Source organism: Xenorhabdus sp. PB62.4 (genome assembly GCF_014467285.1).
In the GTDB taxonomy this organism is placed as follows: Bacteria; Pseudomonadota; Gammaproteobacteria; order Enterobacterales; family Enterobacteriaceae; genus Xenorhabdus.
Map to the genome: position 1 here is coordinate 13,248 of NZ_NKHR01000010.1, position 23,083 is coordinate 36,330.

Here is a 23,083-nt window from a genome sequence, read left to right on the forward strand (position 1 = left end):
ATTCGTAATGCCATTACCCACAACAATCATATTAGAATTTTTATAAACAACTATCAAAAATAGATAGAGTATAGCTCTTTCATAATAGAAATTAAAAAAATAAAGTAACCATTTATGATTATGAAATAGTGAGTCCTTCAACATCTCATCATGTCGCAATGTCACATAAATCACATTTAATTCATTAGCCTAATTTATTAGACTCGCGAGCAGGAGTTAAGTAATGCCTATGTCATGCAATCGTATTAACAACGAAGATCAACTTTCGTTTGGGAATTGTTCTTCCTCCCCCTCTCATCCATTTCCCCTCAGCTCTCCCCAGCAAGTCGTCTGGCTTGACCAGATTCTTCGCCCTGACAGCACCTGTTACAATCTGGGTTCAGTTATTCTCATTGAGGGAGAATTGGATGAAGCGCTGTTAGTGCGCGCCTTTGAGACCGTTGTTGATCGTCATGATGTATTGCGCTTACGACTCGTGAATACCCAAGAATTACCACTGCAAGAACTGGCAGACGCTTTGCCTGTGTCCGTGACAATTCATGATTTCTCTGGTCATGCCAATTCAGAAGAACTTGCTGAGCAACATATACGTGCTGCCCTAATACGTCCGTTCGATTTGAATGGTGAACTATGGCGCTTTGAGCTGCTGCGGGTGAGTGATAACCGCTGGTACTGGCAGTTCAGTTGCCATCATCTGATTGCTGACGGGATAACGTTAGGACTTATCCCCGAAGAGATAGCTAACACTTATAGTCGCTTAGCCAAAGGTGAGGAACTCACCGAAGCGGTTCCCTCTTATCTCGACTTTATTGATGAAGACATCGCTTACCTGAACTCACAGCGCTATAGACAAGATCGGCAATTTTGGCTGGAACGCTATAAAAATTTACCACCCACATTAATTCAGCCATCAAATTCAAACAAAATAACAGAACACGAACACCCTGAACCTCTAATTTGGCAACTGGACAAAGCGATTTATCAGCGAATCGAAGATATTGTGGCCGCACAAGGATTATCTGTCCTGCATTTTATGTATGCCGTTCTGGCTTGTTACTTCTCACGCACCAGCCATGTTGAGGAAATTGTTCTTGGCATCCCCGTGCACAACCGTAAAAACGTCAAACAAAGACGCATAGTAGGGATGTTTTCATCCGTTATTCCCGTCGGTATTACCGTTACACCGCATGATACTTTCCTTGATGTGATGAACAAAACCGCAGCAGAATTGCGGCGTTGCTATAAACGTCAGCGTTTGCCGATTGCAGAGCTGAACCGACACATACAAGCCCAACAAAAGACCGGGCAAACTCAACTATTCGATATCATGCTGTCATTTGAGCAGATCGAAGTGAATGCCGGTATGCCAAACGCCACGCTCGCATACTCAAAAATACAACGTGGCGCCCCATTCCCTCTCGTTATTGCGATCCACCAATACGCCTTCGCCAACAGTAAAGATGCCCATAAGCCCTACACACTTGAGTTTGATTATTCACCCGATTATCTGAGTCGTGCCGAAGCCATAGCACTCCAATCCCGCCTGATGACACTGATAGAAGGTGCACTCACGTCTCCGGAGGCTCAAGTCCGCAACCTGCCAATATTACCACCGGCAGAACAGCAACAATTGTTGGTGGATTTCAATACTACGCAGGCGGATTACCCGCAAGATGCCTTGGTTCATCCACTGGTTGAAGCACAGGCTGCACAGCAACCTGATGCCACAGCCGTGATGTTTGAAGGGCAAACACTCAGCTACGGTGAACTCAATCGCCGCGCCAACCGTTTAGCGCATCATTTGATTGCATTGGGTGTTCGCCCAGATGAACGGGTGGCGATTTGCGTTGAGCGCAGTCTGGAGATGGTGGTGGGGTTACTCGCTATTCTCAAGGCCGGTGGGGCTTATGTTCCACTCGACCCCGCCTACCCGACCGAACGGCTGGCGTATATGCTCAGGGATTCGGCTCCGGTGGTGTTACTCACCCAAACGGCTCTCGCTGAAACCCTGAACGGTGCCGTACCTGCTGCCGGATACACAACTGTGTTACTTGATACCCGGCAACCTTATCTGGCTGAACAACCAACTCATAACCCGGATATTCAGGCTCTGGGGCTGGCATCACATCATTTGGCCTATGTGATCTACACGTCAGGTTCGACCGGATTACCCAAGGGGGTAGAAATGCCGCTTGCAGCATTATCAAACTTGCTGCATTGGCACCGTCACTCCCCTTCAACTCCCGCCGGTATCGGTAAAACCCTGCAATTTTCGGCACTGGGATTTGATGTTGCGTTTCAGGAAATCTTTACCACCCTGTGTGAAGGTGGCTGTCTGGTTCTGATTAATGAAGCCGTGCGCCGGGAGCCTCAACAGTTTCTTCGGCTGATCCGGCAAGAACAGGTTAATCGTATTTTTCTTCCCTATATTGCCCTCCAGCATCTCGCGGAAGCCGCCAACGACAGTGAAGACGATTTTTCTTATTTGGCTCATATTATTACTGCCGGTGAGCAATTACGCATTACACCCGCCATTCAGCGGTTCCTGCAACGGGCTGGTCATTGCCAGTTACACAATCACTATGGCCCGACAGAAAGCCATGTCGTAACGTCATATACATTGGGCAAGGAAATTGAACAGTGGCCAACGCTTCCCCCCATTGGGCGCCCGATAGCGAATACCCAGATTTATATTCTTGACGAATATGGTCAGCCAGTGCCCTTTGGCATAACGGGAGAAATCCATATCGCGGGTGCGGGGGTTGCCCGTGGTTATTTGAACCGTCCTGAACTCACTGCCGAACGTTTCCTTGCCGATCCGTTCTCCGCCGATCCGAATGCCCGCATGTACAAAACTGGCGACCTCGGCCGCTGGTTGTCTGACGGCAATATCGAATACCTTGGCCGCAATGACTTTCAGGTCAAGCTACGTGGCTTCCGTATTGAATTGGGTGAAATTGAGGCCCAACTGATGCGGTGTCACGGGGTGCGTGAAGCCGTTGTTCTTGCCCGTGAAGATGAGCTGAGTCAGAAGCGTCTGGTCGCTTATCTGCGTCCACAGGAGGGTGTTGAACTGGTTCCCGCTGAACTGCGTCAGCAACTCGCCGAACATCTGGCGGAGTATATGCTACCCAGTGCCTTTGTCACGTTAGCGACTTTCCCGTTAACGCCTAACGGCAAACTTGACCGCAAAGCCCTGCCTGCCCCGGATTCATCTGCCATAGTAACGCGCGATTATGCAGCACCTGTCGGTGAAATAGAAATGGCTTTGGCGCAAATCTGGCAAAACTTGCTAGGATTAGAGCGGGTTGGCCGTCATGATCACTTCTTTGAACTGGGGGGACATTCCCTGCTGGCCGTTCAGCTCGTAGCACGCATACGTCAGACGCTGGCACGAGAGTTGCCGCTGCAACAGCTCTTTACCCAGCCGATCCTGATGGATTTAGCCCATACCATTACTAACGCGGCTGCAACCACTCAGGCCATGATTCCCGTGGCTGACCGCAGCCAGCCATTGCCTTTATCTTTTGCCCAACAGCGGTTGTGGTTCCTGAGTCAGCTCGATCCGGCGGCAAGTCTGGCTTACCATATTCCCGTGGCATTGCGTCTGACCGGTGAACTTAACTTCCACACCCTGACGACTGCACTGGAACGTCTGGTTGCCCGCCACGAGAGCTTACGGACCCGTTTTGTTCTGGTGGAAGGTCAACCCTGCCAACATATCGATCCCGCTGATATGGGTTTTGCCCTGTCCAGCCATGACCTGCGTCAGCTCGATCCGGCCCTGCACATCAGCCATATTGTCAAACTTACTGATCTTGAGGCTCAAACCCCTTTCGATTTTACTCAGGGCCCGCTTATTCGTGGTCAATTGTTGCAATTGACAGATGAAGAACATGTGTTATTGCTCACCCTGCATCACATTATTACTGATGGCTGGTCTATTGGTGTATTTGTGCGCGAATTTGATGTTCTCTATCACGCCATCCTCAACGACTATGACGCTCCCTTGCCGCCTTTGCCGATTCAATATGTTGACTATGCTGTCTGGCAGCGTGAATGGTTGCAGGGAAACAATCTTACAGAACAACGCGATTTCTGGTATGCACAACTTGAAAATGCACCTGCCCTATTGTCACTTCCCACTGATCGGCCACGCCCGGCGGTACAAACTTATGTTGGCAGTCAGGTGCCCTTCCATCTTGATGCCAGCGTACTGACATCGCTTAAGGCACTTGGACAACGTCATAACACCACCTTATTTATGACGGTACTGGCCGCTTGGAGTATTGTCCTTGCCCGACTCAGCGGTCAGGATGATATTGTGATTGGTACGCCGGTCGCCAATCGCCCACACCGTGAGCTTGAGGGATTAATGGGCTTTTTTGTCAATACGCTGGCTTTGCGTGTCCGACTTAATGATGACCTCAGCGTTACTGACCTACTTACCCAAGTCCGGGAACAGGCACTCGCCGCTTATGCCCATCAGGATTTACCCTTCGAGCAAGTGGTAGAAGCCTTACAGCCTGAACGCAGTCTCAGCTACAGCCCCATTTTTCAGGTAATGCTGGCTTTGGACAATACACCCGTTCAAGAGCAAACTTCGCCCGGATTACAGATCTCACGTATTGAACAGGTAAGTCATAGCGCACACTTTGATTTGATGTTGTTATTGACTGAAACCGACACGGGCTTAATTGGCGGATTGGAGTATGCGTCTGATCTGTTCGATTCCACCACCGTTGAGCGCATGGTTGGCTATTTACAACGCGTATTGGCAGCAATGGCAACCGATACAACCCAAGCCATTGCGCGTCTGCCGATGCTGTCCGAATCGGAGCGGCAACAATTGTTGGTGGATTTCAACGCCACCCATGCCGATTTTCCGCAAGATGCCCTGATCCACCAGCTATTTGAAGCTCAGATGGCACAATGCCCTACTGCAACAGCAGTTGTATGTGAAAACCAAACACTCAGTTATGACGAATTAAACCGTCACGCCAATCGTCTGGCACATCATCTGATTGCGTTGGGAGTTCGCCCGGATGATCGGGTAACCATTTGTGTTGAGCGCCGTCTCGAAATGGTGGTTGGTCTGCTCGCTATCCTCAAAGCGGGCGGGGCTTATGTGCCGTTGGATCCGGCCTATCCCACCGAACGTCTGGCGTATATGCTGGAAGATTCAGCACCGATAGTAATCCTGACCCAAACGGCACTGGTCAACAAGCTGACCCGTTCTGTACCCAAGATTCTGCTCGATAATATCCTCGACACCCAAACACCATTCCTGACAGAACAGCCAGACCACAATCCCGATGCGCAGGTTCTGGGGCTGACTTCACGCCATTTGGCGTATGTTATTTACACATCAGGCTCTACCGGTCTGCCCAAAGGTGTGGCAATCGAACACCGCAATACCGTGAATTTCCTGACGTGGGCACAACAAATGTTTAGCCCGACGGAATTGGTACATACGTTGTTTGCCACTTCACTGAATTTTGACCTGGCTGTGTACGAATGTTTTGCTCCTTTGCTCTCTGGCGGTACGGTGCACCTTGTCCCTGATGTGTTGTCGCTGGTTAATACAGAATCAGCCGTCACAAAACAGGCCATCAGCCTGATTAACACCGTGCCATCGGCTATCGCAAGGCTGATTGAAGTCAATGCGGTGCCCATGAGCGTCCGAACCGTCAATTTAGCCGGTGAGGCCCTGAAATCACACGTTGTTGAACACTTATTTACCCACACCCATGTCCAGAATGTATGCAATTTGTACGGCCCTTCTGAAACGACAACGTATTCAACGTGGACACGAATGCACCGTGCAACGGGATTTGACAGCCATATCGGTCGTCCGATTGCCAATACCCGGATTTATATCCTTGATCCGCATGGTCAACCGGTGCCACTTGGTGCTGTCGGTGAAATTCATATCGCCGGCGCGGGTGTTGCCCGCGGTTATCTGAATCGTCCTGAGTTGACCACCGAACGCTTCCTTTCCGATCCGTTCTCTTCCGATCCCGATGCACGTATGTATAAAACGGGTGACCTCGGTCGCTGGTTGTCTGATGGTAATATCGAATACCTTGGCCGTAATGACTTTCAGGTCAAACTGCGCGGTTTCCGTATTGAGTTGGGTGAAATTGAGGCGCAACTGATACAGTGTCACGGTGTGCGCGAAGCGGTGGTTATTTCCCGTGAAGAGGAGTCCGGACAGAAGCGATTAGTCGCTTATTTACGTCCACAGGAGGGTGTTGAGTTACTTCCTAACGAACTGCGCCAACAACTTGCCCAACACCTTGCTGAGTATATGTTGCCTAGCGCCTTTGTGACATTAGCGGTTTTCCCGTTAACACCTAACGGTAAACTTGATCGCAAGGCCCTGCCTGCCCCGGATTCATCTGCCGTGGTAACACACGGTTATGCAGCACCAGTCGGTGAAATAGAAATAGCTTTGGCGCAAATCTGGCAAGATCTGTTGGGATTAGAACAAGTCGGTCGTCATGACCATTTCTTCGAACTGGGCGGCCATTCCCTGATGATCGTCAGCCTGATTGAACGACTGTACAGCCTCGGTTGGCAACTTGACGTTCGCAGTGTGTTCTCTGCTCCCGTACTGTCTGTAATGGCACAGGCGATCCAAAGGGATATTGATACCTTCGTTGTGCCGCCTAACCGTATTACTGACGGTTGCACCGCCATTACGCCTGATATGCTGCCTTTGGTATCACTTTCCCAAGCTGAGATTGATGCGATCGTCGCAGCAACCCCCGGCGGGGCCGGCAATATACAGGATATCTACCCTCTGGCACCACTACAGGAAGGTATTCTGTTCCATCACCTGTTACAAACACAGGGCGATACCTATCTGTTACATTGTATGCTCGCCTTTGATATCCGCAGCGACCTTGATGCTTTCCTGTCCGGTCTGCAACAAGTCATCGACCGCCACGATATCCTGCGCACCGCAGCCTGCTGGCAAGGATTGGTAAAACCAGTTCAGGTGGTTTGGCGTCAGGCATCACTGCATGTCAATGTGTTCACGCCAGCGACGGCGGATGACGTGCCATCTCAATTACAGGCCCATGTTAACCCACGTGAAAGCCGTCTCGACCTCAGCCGGGCACCGCTGTTTGCTGCGGATATCGCCCATGATCCCGCGCAGGACAGATGGCTGCTGGTCCTGCGCTTCCATCATCTGGTCAGCGACCATATGACTCTGGAGCTGATTTTTGCTGAAATTGCCCAAATACGACAAGGGCAAACCGAAGCACTGCCTGCGGCGCTCCCTTACCGGAACTTTATTGCCCAGACGTTGAGTGTGCCGACAGAGGTGCATGAAGCGTATTTCCGTACTCAACTTGCTGATATTGACACCCCGACAGCGCCCTTCGGTGTCCTCTCAATACAGGATGATAGTGAGCCTATCGTTGAAGCTCATCTCTCGCTCGATCCTGCTCTTGCGGAAGCGATCCGCACTCAGGCTCGCCACCTGGGCGTCAGTCCGGGGGTGTTGTTCCATGTCGCCTGGGCGCAAGTGCTGGCACAAACCAGCGGTTGCAACGAGGTTGTTTTCGGTTCTGTGCTGTCAGGCCGTCTACAGGGAGGTGCGGGCGCTTCCCGAACACTGGGGATGTTTATCAATACGCTGCCGGTACGAATTTCTCTCGCCGGTCGTCATGTGCAGGATGTGGTACAGGCCACCTATCACAATTTAACGGCCCTACTGGAACATGAGCAGGCACCATTGGCGCTGGCACAGCGTTGCAGCGCCATGGCACAGCCAACGCCACTGTTCAGTACGTTACTCAATTACCGTCACACTCAGCTTAATGAGGCTGACGTTATTGAGATGCCCCAGATAGGTATGCGTATCATCGCTATTGAAGAACGGACTAACTATCCCGTCACATTAACAGTAGATGATACGAATATCGGTTTCCGCCTCACAGCGCAAACAGTAACCCGTATTGATCCAACACGCATTACCACTTATCTGATGACCGCTGTTCGTGGCCTGGTTGATGCCTTGGCTCACCATCCGCAACCGTTGATTCAAGCGCTATCAATCCTGCCAGCGACAGAGCGGCAACAATTATTGGTGGACTTTAATGCCACTCAGGTGGATTTCCCACAAAATGCCTTGATCCACCAACTGTTCGAAGCCCAAGTACAACGTCATCCCGATGCGATTGCCGTTGTGTTTGAAGGTGAATCATTAAGCTATGACGAACTGAACCGTCGTGCTAATCGTCTGGCGCATCATTTGATTGCGCTGGGGGTACGTCCTGACGATCGGGTGGCGATCTGTGTCGAGCGTAGTCCGCAACTTATTGTGGGTTTGCTCGCCATTCTTAAGGCAGGTGGTGCTTATCTGCCGCTTGATCCGACTTATCCGTCCGAACGATTGATGTATATGCTTGAAGATGCAGAGCCCGTGGCCTTGCTGACTCAAACAACCCATGTGGATAAACTGGGCAGCCACATCCCTGCTGTGTTGCTTGATGCTCAAGAATCGTTTTTGGCAACACAGTTTCTATCAACACAAGCAGCGCATAATCCGGACATTCAGGCACTGAATCTGACATCACGCCATTTAGCCTATGTGATTTACACATCAGGCTCCACCGGATTGCCTAAAGGGGTGATGGTCGAACACCGTAATGTACTTCGCCTCATCATCAACAGTGGTTTTGCTGATATTGGCCCTGACGATTGTGTTGCCCACTGTGCCAATATTGCTTTTGACGCATCAACCTGGGAAATCTGGTCTGCCCTGCTCAATGGCGGGTGTCTGCATGTCGTTGCACAATCCGTGCTGCTTGATCCGGTGCATTTCTGCGATTCCCTGATCAAGGGACAAGTCACTGCGCTCTGGTTAACGGCTGGCTTATTCAATGAGTACCTTGATGCGCTCAAGCCCCTGTTCGGGCAATTGCGTTACCTGCTGGTCGGCGGTGATGTACTCGATCCCAAAAAGATACAGCATGTTCAAATGGCTGAATCGCAGCCTGCTTGTTTGATTAACGGATATGGCCCAACGGAAACCACCACGTTTGCTGCAACTTATGCGATTACCTCACCCGTTGATGTGACTCGTTCTATTCCCATTGGCAGCCCGATTGCGAATACCCGGATCTATATCCTCGATCCATACGGACAACCGGTTCCTCTCTGGGCGGCTGGCGAAATTTATATTGCCGGTGCGGGTGTTGCCCGCGGTTATCTGAACCAGCCCGAACTGACCGCAGAACGTTTCCTTGTCGATCCGTTTTCCCCAGATATAGATGCCCGTATGTACAAAACCGGTGACCTCGGGCGCTGGCTGTCTGATGGCAATATCGAATACCTCGGCCGCAATGATTTTCAGGTCAAACTGCGTGGTTTCCGGATTGAACTGGGCGAAATAGAGACAAAACTTGAGCAATGTGATGGCGTGCGCGAAGCGGTTGTGATCGTCCGTGACGATAAACGTCTGGTCGCTTATGTGCAACCGATGGATGGCGCCGGGTTAGTACCGGCTGAATTACGCCGGCAACTCGCCAAACATCTTGCGGAATATATGCTACCGAGCGCTTTTGTCACGCTTAAGGTTTTCCCGCTGACACCGAATGGCAAACTTGATCGTCAGGCACTCCCTGCCCCTGATTTATCGGCTGTGGTTGCGCACGGTTATGCAGCTCCTGTTGGCGAGACAGAAATTGCACTGGCCCGGATTTGGCAAAAATTGTTGGGACTAGAACAGGTTGGCCGTCATGACCATTTCTTTGAACTGGGCGGTCATTCACTGCTGGCTGTCCAACTCGTCGCGCATGTACGTCAGGATCTGGCGCGAGAGTTGTCACTACAACAACTCTTTGACCAGCCGCTTCTGATAGATTTGGCTCAAATGCTTACTGACGCTTCGACAACCGCTCCGCTAACAATTCCTGTCGCTGATCGAAATCGGCCATTACCGTTATCCTTCGCTCAACAACGGTTATGGTTCCTGAGTCAACTCGATCAGGCCGCCAGTCTGGCCTACCATATTCCCGTGGCATTGCGCCTTACCGGTCAGCTCAATCATCAGGCACTGAGCTACGCTCTCGATAATCTGGTTACCCGACAGGAAATATTACGTACCCGCTTTGTGTTGGTTGCAGGTCAACCCTGCCAGCAAATCGATCCTGTTGATATTGGCTTTGCCTTGTCTTACCAAGACCTGCGCCCATTAGCACCAGAAGAACGTCATCACCGGATGACTGAGCTTGTCTCGCTTGAAACCCAGACACCTTTTGACTTTATTCAAGGCCCGCTGATCCGGGGATATTTGCTGCAACTGACAGACGAGGAACATGTTTTATTGCTCACCCATCATCATATTATCTCTGATGGTTGGTCTATCAGTGTGCTGATGCGCGAATTGAGTGCCCTCTATCGTGCTGCCCTTGAGGGTGAAAGCGATCCTTTACCGCCTCTGCCCATTCAATACGCTGACTATGCTGTCTGGCAGCGTCACTGGCTGCAAGAAACGACCCTGACGACACAACGCGATTTCTGGCGTGTTCAGCTTGAAGAGGCTCCGGCCTTACTGGCCCTGCCGACTGACCGCCCGCGCCCGACAGTACAATCCTTCGTCGGAGGCCGGGTTCCTGTCCATTTTGACAGGGATCTATTGGCATCACTGAAAGGATTTGGACAACGCCATAACAGCACCCTGTTTATGACTGTGTTGACTGGCTGGAGTATCGTTCTTGCCCGCCTCAGCGGTCAGGATGATATCGTCATCGGCACACCAGTTGCTAACCGGCCTCATCATGAACTTGAAGGGTTAGTAGGTTTCTTCGTCAATACCTTGGCTTTGCGTGTCACGCTGCATAATTCCATCAGTGTCTCTGACCTGCTCAACCAGGTTCGTGAACGGGCACTCGCTGCCTATGCCCATCAGGATCTGCCCTTTGAACAAGTGGTGGAAGCCTTACAGCCTGAGCGTAACCTGAGTTATAGCCCGATCTTTCAGGTCATGCTGGCCCTGAACAACACGCCATCTCAAGCGCTGACGTTACCGGATCTCCGGTCCACACCCGTTGAACAGACGCATTACAGTGCTCATTTTGATTTAACTTTGTCACTGACTGAAACTGAAACCGGTTTAGTGGGTGATCTGGTTTATGCCGCTGATTTGTTTGATGCCGCAGCCATTGGACGTATGGTCAGTTACCTGAACACGGTGTTAGCTGCAATGGTAGCTGGTGAAACACAATCCATTGCCACTTTGCCGATGTTACCCGTATCGGAGCGGCAACACCTGCTGGTGGACTTCAATACAACTCAGGCTGATTTCCCACAAGAGGTGTTGATCCACCAACTGTTTGAAGCTCAGGCGGCAAATACGCCTGATGCCATTGCCGTCGTATTCGAGGGGCAAACGCTTAGCTATGACGAATTAAACTGCCGCGCCAATCGTCTGGCCCATTATTTGCTTACACTGGGTGTCCGCCCGGATGACCGCGTGGCGATGTGTGTCGAGCGCAGTATGGAAATGGTGGTCGGCTTAATGGCTATCCTCAAAGCCGGAGGCGCTTATGTGCCGCTTGATCCGGCCTATCCCGCTGAGCGGTTGACTTATATGCTTGAGGACGCGGCACCGAGAGTGTTGCTGACACAAGAAACGCTGGCCGGCAAACTGCCCGATTCAGTCCCTGTGTTACTGCTCGATACCCAAGACTCACTACTGGCGTCACAGCCAGCCCACAATCCGGACTCTCAGGCATTAGGGCTGACATCCCGCCATCTGGCTTATGTCATCTATACTTCCGGCTCCACAGGGGTGCCTAAAGGGGTCATGGTTGAACATCGCAGCTTAAGTAACTTGATTACGACACAGCAAGCTACCTTAGCGATCAAACCAGACAGTCGTATCCTGCAATTTGCGTCAAACAGTTTCGATGCCTGTATCTGGGAATGCTGCATGGCACTTTTGGGTGGCGCTCGTCTCCATCTTGCCCGTCGTACTCATCTTCTACCCGGCCCGGCATTACAGGCAGTTTTGGAAACACAGGCCATTACACACATTCTTCTGTCACCAACGGCACTGGCAGCCATGGATGCCCTACCTGAAACACTGGAAACACTGCTCGTGGGCGGTGAAGCTTGTCAAGTTTCACAGGTTAAACGCTGGTCAGAAAAACGGCGCATGCTGAACGCTTACGGCCCTACTGAAATTACAGTTTGTGCGGCGATGTATCTGTGTGACAGTCAGGAGCAAAGCGCGCCACCTATTGGCCGCCCGATTGCCAACACCCAAATCTATGTCCTTGATCCTGAAGGCCAGCCTGTTCCTGTTGGAGTCGCCGGCGAAATCTATATCGCTGGCGCTGGCGTTGCCCGCGGCTATCTGAACCGCCCCGAACTGACGGCGGAACGCTTCCTCACTGATCCGTTCTCTTCAGAACCGGATGCCCGTATGTACAAAACCGGTGACCTTGGCCGCTGGCGTGCTGATGGCAATGTCGAATACCTCGGACGCAATGATTTTCAGGTTAAACTGCGTGGCTTCCGGATTGAACTTGGCGAAATTGAAGCCAAACTGGTGCAATGCCAAGGCGTGCGTGAAGCTATCGTCCTTATTCGCGAAGATGAGCCGAACCAAAAACGGCTGGTCGCTTATTTGCGGCCACAGGATGGCATTGAATTGGTTCCGGCTGAGTTGCGCCAGCAACTTTCCCTGCATCTTGCGGAGTATATGCTGCCCAGTGCTTTTGTCACGCTTGAGGCTTTTCCGCTGACACCCAATGGTAAGCTTGATCGTCAGGCGCTTCCTGCGCCTGATACGTCCGCTTTTGTTGCAAGCCACTATGAATCGCCAATCGGTGAAGCAGAAAACGCGCTGGCTCAGATCTGGCAAAATCTATTAGGGCTGAAACACGTCAGCCGCCACGACCATTTCTTTGAACTGGGCGGGCATTCGCTGATGATCGTCAGTCTCATTGAGGAATTGCGTGGCAGCGGTTGGCAACTCGATGTTCGTAGTGTGTTCGCTGCACCGGTTCTTGCTGATATGGCAAAAGCGGCTCAGCGTGATGCCGACACTTTTGTCGTACCGCCTAACCCAATCCCTGATGGCTGTACCGCTATCACGCCCGATATGTTGCCACTGGTTTCTTTGTCCCAGACTGAGATTGACACCATTATCAGTCATATTCCTGATGGCGCGGAGAATGTTCAGGATATCTATCCGCTGGCACCGTTGCAGGAAGGTATTTTGTTCCATCACCTGTTACAGACACAAGGTGATGATTATCTGTTACAAGTCTTACTTGCCTTTAATACCCGTGAGCGCCTTGATGCTTTCCTGAGCGCTTTGCAACAAGTTATCGGCCGCTATGATATCCTGCGCACCGCTGTCTACTGGCAGGATCTGGCAAAACCCGTTCAGGTGGTCTGGCGTCAGGCACCTTTGCCCATCAATGTATTTACCCCAACGACGGGGGACGATGTTACCACCCAATTACGGGCTCACACTGATCCGCGCCGGCATCGTATCGATCTGACTCAGGCCCCCCTGTTCGCGGCTGATATTGCTCACGATCCGGCTCAAAATGAGTGGCTGCTGACGCTGCGTTTTCATCATGTCGTCAGCGACCATATGACTCTGGAACTTATCTTCGCGGAGATTGACCAGATTCTCCAGGGAAACAGTGAGATATTGCCTGTTGCCGTGCCCTATCGCAACTTTATTGCCCAGACACTGAGTGTGCCGGTGTCAGTACATGAAGCTTACTTCCGCGAACAACTCGCCGATATTGACGAACCAACGGCTCCGTTCGGTGTTCTCACTATGCCAAAAGCTATTTCAAAGCACTGTGAGTTACCCGAAGACAGTGAACCCGTTGCAAAAGCCACTCTTGCACTCAGTCCCGATCTGGCAAAAGCCATACGCACTCAGGCACGCCGTCTGGGCGTCAGTCCCAGTGTATTATTCCATGTCGCCTGGGCTCAGGTACTGGCAAAAACCAGCGGTCGTGATGACGTCGTTTTCGGCTCCGTACTGTTAGGCCGCCTGCAAGGGATCGCGGGTGCCAATCAAACATTGGGGATGTTTATCAATACCCTGCCTGTGCGGATTTCCCTGAACGGACGCAATGTGCAGGACATTGTGCAGGATACCTATCGCAACCTGACAAAATTACTGGAGCATGAACAGGCACCATTGGCATTAGCACAACGGTGCAGTGGAGTGGCACAACCTATGCCGCTGTTCAGTGCGTTGCTGAATTACCGCCATAGTCAAACCGGTCAGGGAGATGAAACTGACACAATATGGGCAGATATGCGCGTACTCACTGCCAAAGAGCGGACTAATTATCCCATTACTCTGTCAGTGGATGATTTAGGCCACGGTTTCCAACTCACTGCACTGACCGTCACTGAAATCGCTCCGGATCAAGTCACCACCTATCTGGCGACTGCCATCAAAGGTTTGATCGATGCTTTGGTTCACAATCCGCAACAATGGGTTCTGGATGTACCGGTTTTACCGGAAGCCGAACGGCAACAACTACTGGTGGACTTCAACACAACTCAGGCAGAGTTTCCACAAGAGGCGCTGATCCACCAGCTAATTGAGACGCAGGTATTACAACGCCCCGATGCTACCGCTGTGATTTACGAAGGCCAGACCTTGAGCTATGACGAGCTGAACCAACGCGCTAATCGTCTGGCGCATCATTTGATTGCGTTGGGCGTGCGTCCTGATGATCGCGTAGCCATCTGTATTGAGCGCAGTCTGGAAATGGTGATTGGCTTACTGGCTATCCTCAAGGCAGGAGGGGCTTATCTCCCTCTCGATCCGACCTATCCGGTTGAACGACTGGATTATATGCTTGGGGATGCAGCCCCTGTGGCTTTACTGACCCAAACAAGGTGGATTGATAAACTTGCCAGCGCGTTGCCTACGGTCTTACTCGATCATTTACTGAACGATGATGCCATGGGTGATGAACTCAATACTCAGGCGTCGTTCATAATGACACAACCGACTGACAACCCAGATGTTCAGGCACACGGCCTGACATCACGTCATCTGGCCTATGTGATTTATACGTCGGGTTCAACCGGTCAGCCAAAAGGCGTGATGGTCGAGCACCGCAGCGTCCTTCGCCTGATTATCAATAATCGCTTTGCTGATATCGGGCCTGATGACTGCATTGCCCATTGTGCCAATATTTCATTTGACGCAGCGACTTGGGAAGTGTGGTCAGCTCTGGCTCATGGGGCGCGTGTTCTGTTGGTTCCGGAAAAGACCCTGCTACAACCCGCCCGGTTTGGTCAGTGCCTGATATCGGAAAATGTCAGTGCGCTATTCCTCACCACGGCCCTGTTTAACCAATATGCGAATCTGATTGCGCCATCATTGTCTGGTTTACGTTATGTGCTTTTTGGTGGTGAACAAACTGATACCCGTTCAGCCATTCGTCTCAGGGCCGAACATCCGCCACAACATTTACTGCATATATACGGGCCAACGGAGACAACCACGTTTGCCACCGCCTATGAGATACCTTTCATGGAAGCTAAATGGGGTGAAGGTGAAATAAAAATCCCTATTGGCCGCCCGATCTCTAATACCCAGGTCTACATTCTGGACAAGCAAGGCCAACCTGCGCCTCTTGGCGTTGCCGGTGAAATTTATATTGCGGGTGCCGGTGTTGCCCGTGGCTACCTGAACCGACCTGAACTGACCGCAGAACGTTTCCTTGTCGATCCGTTCTCCTCCGATCCCGATGCCCGTATGTACAAAACCGGTGACCTCGGTCGTTGGCTCTCCGATGGCAATGTCGAATATCTCGGCCGCAATGATTTTCAGGTCAAACTGCGTGGTTTCCGTATCGAACTGGGTGAAATCGAGGCAAGACTCGGACAATGCCACGGTGTGCGTGAAGCGGTAGTACTGATCCGCGAAGACGCTTTTTATGAAAATACTGGTTATGAAAAAACAGGTTATGAAAAAACAGGGAACCAGAAACGTCTGGTGGCCTATCTGCGGCCACAGGATGGCATTGAATTGGTTCCGGCTGAACTGCGCCAGCAACTTTCCCGGCATCTTGCCGAATATATGTTGCCCAGTGCCTTTATCATGCTTGACGCTTTCCCGCTGACCCCTAATGGCAAACTTGATCGTCAGGCACTCCCTGCGCCTGATTCATCCGCTGTCGTGACGCGTGACTATGAAGCCCCTGTCGGTGAGACAGAAATGGGACTGGCACGGATTTGGCAAGATTTACTGGGACTGGAACGCGTCGGTCGCTACGACCATTTCTTTGAACTGGGCGGGCATTCGCTGCTGGCCGTCCAGCTCGCGGCACGTGTACGTCAGATGCTGGCACGAGAGTTACCGCTACAACAACTGTTTGATCAACCAATCCTGGCCGATTTGGCCCAAGTGCTTACCGCTGCTTCGATAACAAATCAGGTCGCCATCCCGGTGGCTGACCGTAACCAGCCACTGCCACTGTCTTTCGCCCAGCAACGCTTGTGGTTCCTCGGTCAGCTCGATCCGGCCGCCAGTCTGGCTTATCATATCCCCGTGGCATTGCGCCTTACGGGTCAACTTAATCACCATGCGTTGACCCGTGCACTCGACAATTTGGTTGCCCGACAGGAAATTCTGCGCACCCGCTTTGTTCTGGTTGCAGGCCAACCTTGTCAGCAAATTGATCCTGCGGATATTGGTTTTGCCCTGTCTTACCAAGACCTACGCGCACTGGCATCAGATGCACACATTAGCCATATTGCCGAAAACCATATTACTCAAAACCATATTACTCAAAACCATATCACTGAACTTGCGACCCTCGAAACTCAGACGCCTTTTGACTTCACCCAAGGCCCGCTGATCCGGGGCTATTTGCTGCAACTGGCGGATGAGGAACATGTATTACTGATCACGCAACATCATATTATTTCTGACGGCTGGTCCATCGGTGTGCTGATACATGAAATGGGGGTTCTCTACCGCGCAGCCCTTGACGGACAAGATGCGCCGTTACCTCCACTGCCTATTCAGTACGCGGACTATGCCGTATGGCAACGTGACAGTCTGCAAGAAACTACCCTTGCTGCACAACGTGATTTCTGGTGCACCCAACTCAAAGGTGCGCCGGCCCTGCTGGCACTCCCGACCGATCGCCCACGTCCGGCGGGGCAATCCTTCATCGGAGGCCGGGTTCCTGTTCATTTTGATGCTGATTTATTGGCTTCGCTTAAAGGGCTTGGACAACGTCATAACAGCACCTTATTTATGGTTGTGTTGACAGCGTGGAATATCGTACTCGCCCGGCTCAGTGGTCAGGATGATATCGTTATTGGTACACCCGTTGCTAACCGCCAGCGCCAAGAGCTTGAAGGAATGATCGGTTTCTTCGTCAATACCCTAGCCCTGCGCGTCACACTGAATGATTCCTCCCGTGTTGCTGATTTGCTCACACAGGTCCGGGAACAGGCATTTGCCGCCTATGCCCATCAGGATCTGCCCTTTGAGCAAGTCGTGGAAGCCCTACAACCTGAACGCAGTCTGAGTTACAGCCCGATCTTTCAGGTGATGTTGGCCTTAAACAACACTCCGGCCCAAGATTTGGCGCTACCCGGCTTACAACTCACACCGATTGAACAAGTGCACCATAGCGCTCACTTCGATTTAACGCTGTCATTAACTGAAACCGACACAGGTCTGGAAGGTGAACTGGCCTATGCCGTTGACCTGTTTGATTCTGCAACCATTGAGCGCATGGTGGGTTATTTAGCAAATGTACTGGCAGCAATGGCGATTGATGAGACGCAAATCATTGCTACTTTGCCGATGCTGCCCCTATCAGAGCAACAACAATTGCTGGAAGAGTTCAATGCTCATCAGGTTGATTTCCCGCAAGATGCGCTGATTCACCAACTGTTTGAAGCTCAGGCAGCACATCGTCCTGATGCCGTTGCCGTCGTATTTGAGGAACAGACTCTCAGTTATGGCGAGCTAAACTGCCGGGCCAATCGTCTGGCTCATCATCTGATTGCGCGGGGTGTACGTCCTGATGATCGGATAGCGATCTGTGTCGAGCGCAGTTTGGAAATGGTGGTTGGCTTACTTGCCATCCTCAAAACAGGCGGGGCTTATGTCCCGCTTGATCCGGCCTATCCTGCCGATCGACTGGCCTATGTGCTTGAAGATTCAGCACCCGTAGTAATACTGACTCAGGCAACATTAGCCGACAAACTTACCAGCGCCTTGCCAACGGTCTTACTTGATGATCAAGCATCATTCCTGACAACACAGCGAACCGATAACCCAGATCCTCAAACGCAGGGGCTGACATCACGCCATCTGGCCTATGTCATTTATACGTCGGGGTCGACCGGAAAACCCAAAGGGGTCATGGTCGAGCACGCCAATGTCATTCGCCTGTTCGCCGCCACACAGGATCGCTTCCGGTTTGATGACAACGATGTATGGACACTATTCCACTCCTTTGCTTTCGATTTCTCGGTATGGGAATTGTGGGGAGCCTTGTCTTACGGTGGTCGGTTGGTCATTATTTCCGCCGATTGCGCCCGCTCACCGCAAATGTTCTATTCACTGCTGTGTCGTGAACAGGTCACCGTCCTGAATCAAACACCCAGTGCTTTCCGTCAGTTGATTGCTGCTCAGGATGTTACCCCGCACTCTCTGCGCTGCATCATATTCGGTGGGGAAGCATTAGAACTGCATACGCTTGCCCCGTGGGTTGCCCGCAATCCTACCCGGCAAACTCGTCTGGTCAATATGTATGGCATCACCGAAATTACCGTGCATGCCACCTACCGTGAACTGACAGAATCCGATATCAACTCAGGGCGCGGTAGCCTGATTGGTCAGCCCCTGTCCGATTTGCGGATATATATTCTCGACGCTTATGGTCAACCGGCTCCTCTGGGGGTGGCCGGAGAGATCTATATCGTCGGTGCAGGGGTTGCCCGCGGCTATCTGAACCGGCCTGAACTGACCGCTGAACGTTTTCTTGCCGACCCGTTCTTACCGGATTCAGATATCCGTATGTATAAAACAGGTGACTTAGGGCGTTGGCTGTCCGATGGCAATATCGAATATCTCGGCCGCAATGATTTTCAGGTCAAGATACGCGGATTCCGGATTGAACTTGGTGAAATTGAGGCAAGGCTTGAGCAATGTCACGGTGTGCGTGAAGCCTTGGTTCTGGCGCGCGAAGACGAACCCAATCAGAAACGTCTGGTTGCTTATCTTCTGCCTCAGGCGGGTGTTTCACTGGTTCCCGCTGAATTACGTCAACAACTTACACAGCACCTTGCTGAGTACATGTTACCCAGTGCTTTTGTCACGCTCGACGCTTTCCCTCTGACTCCGAACGGGAAACTTGACCGCCGTGCACTGCCTGTGCCCGATTCATCCGCTATTGTGGTACGCAGCTATGAAGCCCCGGTTAGCGAAATAGAAACCGCTCTTGCCCGGATTTGGCAAAATCTCTTAGGGCTGGAGCGGGTTGGCCGGCATGATCACTTCTTCGAACTGGGCGGGCATTCTCTGATGATTGTCAGCCTGATTGAAGAACTGAGAAACATCGGTTGGCAACTCGACGTTCGCAGCGTGTTTGTCGCTCCCGTTCTTGCCGATATGGCACGAGCGATCCGGCATAAGGTTGACACCTTTGTTGTGCCCCCTAATCGTATCCCTCAGGATTGCACGGCTATCACGCCGAATATGCTGCCTTTGGTTTCACTGTCTCAGACAGAGATCGATACCATCGTCGCGACAGTTCCCGGCGGCGCGATCAATGTACAGGATATCTATCCACTGTCACCGTTGCAGGAAGGTATTCTGTTCCATCACCTGTTACAGACACAAGGTGATAATTATCTGTTGCAAAGTTTGCTCACTTTTGACAGCCGTGAACGCCTGGATACTTTCCTGACGGCCTTGCAACAAGTGATCGACCGCCATGATATCCTGCGTACCTCTGCCTATTGGCAAGAGCTGGCACAGCCCGTTCAGGTGGTCTGGCGTCAGGCACCGTTGGTGATTAACGTTTTCAACCCAACCACAACAGAGGATGTCGCTGCCCAACTAAGGACCCATACCGATCCACGCCGGCACCGCATCAATCTGAATCGCGCACCGCTGTTTATTGCAGATATCGCTCACGACACAGCACAGGATGAGTGGTTGCTGGCGCTGCGCTTCCACCATCTGGTCAGTGACCATATGACACTGGAGCTGATTTTTGCAGAAATTGCGCTGATATTGCAGGGAAATGTGGGTATGTTGCCTGCTGTACTGCCCTATCGCAACTTTATCGCCCAGACGCTGAGCGTACCTGCCTCCGATCATGAGGCTTATTTCCGCGATCAACTGACTGATATCAGCGAACCCACTGCGCCATTTGGTGTGCTCAAAGTCCCTACTGACGATACGCACGTTACTGAAGCGCGTCTCTCCATAACGTCTGAACAGGCAGAAACCATTCGCACCCAAGCGCGCCGTTTGGGAGTCAGCCCAAGTGTGCTGTTCCATGTAGCATGGGCTCAGGTACTGGCACAAACCAGCGGCCGCAGTGATGTTGTATTCGGTTCTGTATTATTGGGCCGGCTTCAGGGCGGAGCGGGTGCTGAGCGCGTACTGGGAATGTTCATCAATACCCTGCCAATGCGGGTCTCTTTGACCAACCGCACAGTTCAGCAAGTGGTGCAAGACACCTACCACAATTTGATGATGCTATTGGAGCACGAACAGGCCCCATTGGTATTGTCCCAACGTTGCAGCGGCGTGCCACAGTCCATGCCGCTGTTCAGTACGTTGCTGAATTACCGCCACAGCCAGACCAGTGGAGCTGAGGGAATTGATACAACTTGGGCAGGCATACGCGTTCTGGCCGCAGAAGAGAGAACCAACTATCCAATCACTCTGTCAGTGGATGATTTGGGTGTCAGTTTCCAACTGACGGCCCAAGCAGTGGCGGGTATCGAACCCGCCCGGATCATCAATTATCTGGCTACGGCGATTAGCGGTTTGATTGAGGCGCTGGCTCGTGACCCGCAACAGTTGATTCGGGATATATCAATCCTGCCTGCCACAGAGCGGCAGCAATTATTGGTCGATTTCAATGCCACTCAGGCAGATCTGCCACACGATGTCCTGATACACCAATTATTCGAAGCTCACGCGGCGCATCATCCCGATACCACTGCCATCGTATTTGAAGAACAGATATTCAGTTACGGTGAGCTAAACCGCCGTGCTAATCAGTTGGCCCACTATCTGTTAACACTGGGTGTGCAACCCGACGATCGGGTCGCGATATGTATCGAGCGTAGCCCGGAGCTGATCGTCGGGCTGCTGGCTATCCTCAAGGCTGGCGGGGCCTACGTCCCGCTTGATCCAAGCTATCCGGCCGAACGGTTGGTTTATATGCTTGAAGATTCGGCGCCTGTCGTCTTGTTGACCCAAGCGACACAAGCCGACAAGTTACTCCGTTCTGAGCCGGTGATCTCTGTGCCGCTTTCTGTACCTATTCCTTCTTCTGTACCTATTGTAGTACTCGACACGCAAGCAGTGTTATTGGCGGAACAACCGACTTGTAACCCAGACGCACGGGCATTAGGGCTGATGCCACACCATCTGGCCTACGTGATTTATACCTCAGGCTCTACCGGTCTTCCCAAAGGCGTCATGATTGAGCATCGCAGTGTCCTTCGTCTGATTATTGATAATGGTTTTACGGATATCAGGCCCGATGATTGCGTTGCTCATTGTGCCAATATCGCCTTCGACGCATCGACATGGGAAATTTGGTCTGCCCTGCTCAATGGTGCGCGTCTGCATATTGTTTCCCAATCCGTCTTACTTGATCCGGTGCGTTTCTGCGATTCACTGACCAAGGGGCAGGTTACTGCGCTCTGGTTGACCGCAGGTTTGTTCAACGAATATCACCACTATCTTGAGCCGGTATTTAGTCAACTGCGTTACCTGCTGGCGGGTGGAGATGTGCTTGACCCAAGAAAGATACGGGCTGTTCAGTTAGCTGAGTCACAACCCGCCACCCTGATCAATGGATATGGCCCGACGGAAACAACAACCTTTGCTGCAACTTACGCGATTGCATCCCCTGTCGATGCTGTCCGCTCTATTCCCATCGGCCGGCCAATTGCCAATACCCAAATCTATATTCTTGACGAATATGGACAACCCGTTCCCTTTGGTGTGACCGGCGAAATTCATATCGCCGGCATGGGGGTTGCCCGCGGTTACCTGAATCGTCCTGAACTGACTACAGAACGTTTCCTTAGCTGTCCGTTCTCCTCCGATCCGGATGCACGCATGTATAAAACAGGCGACCTCGGGCGCTGGCTGCCCGATGGCAATATCGAATACCTCGGTCGCAATGACTTTCAGATCAAACTGCGTGGTTTCCGTATCGAACCCGGCGAAATCGAGGCGCAGTTAATGCAGTGTCACGGGGTGCGTGATGCGGTTGTTCTTGCCCGCGAAGACGAACCCAATCAGAAACGCCTGGTCGCTTATTTACAACCTCAGGCGGGTGTTGTGCTGGTTCCTGCCGATCTGCGCCAGCAGCTCGCACAGCAGCTCGCCGACTATATGCTGCCCAGTGCTTTTGTGACACTTGACGCCTTCCCGTTGACACCTAATGGCAAGCTTGACCGGCAGGCGCTTCCTCTCCCAGATGCGGATGCCGTAGTAACACATGATTATGAAGCGCCACAGGGAAGAATAGAAACGGCCTTGGCACAGATCTGGCAGGACTTATTAGGACTGGCGCGTATTAGTCGTCACGACAACTTCTTTGAACTTGGTGGTCACTCATTGATGGTGGTACGGCTGATAACACGTATAAAAAACCAATTTATGGTCAACATTCCTCTCACCTCGTTGTTCATTTCGCCCACCTTGATGGAACAGGCCGACATCATCTTTTCGGCTCAAATGAACGAGATAGGAGAAAACGAGATTGAATCAATGCAAAGCAATCTTGATTCAATGTCAGCAGAAGAACTCATGGCAATTTTAGGCGGAGACAATGAATAATGA

The 23,083-nt window shown here is 51.7% G+C and carries 1 protein-coding gene; it reads left to right on the forward strand.

From position 1 onward, the window contains the following. Positions 1-223 precede the first annotated feature (223 nt). Positions 224-23,080: a non-ribosomal peptide synthetase gene (locus Xenpb_RS10505; protein ID WP_187654274.1), complete on the forward strand. Its 22,857-nt coding sequence runs from the start codon at positions 224-226 to the stop codon at positions 23,078-23,080. The last annotated feature ends 3 nt before the right edge of the window (positions 23,081-23,083 follow it).

Bases quoted from the DNA above. Each gene is read 5' to 3' on its own strand.
- Xenpb_RS10505 (WP_187654274.1), top strand. From the start codon at position 224: ATGCCTATGTCATGCAATCGTATTAACAACGAAGATCAACTTTCGTTT.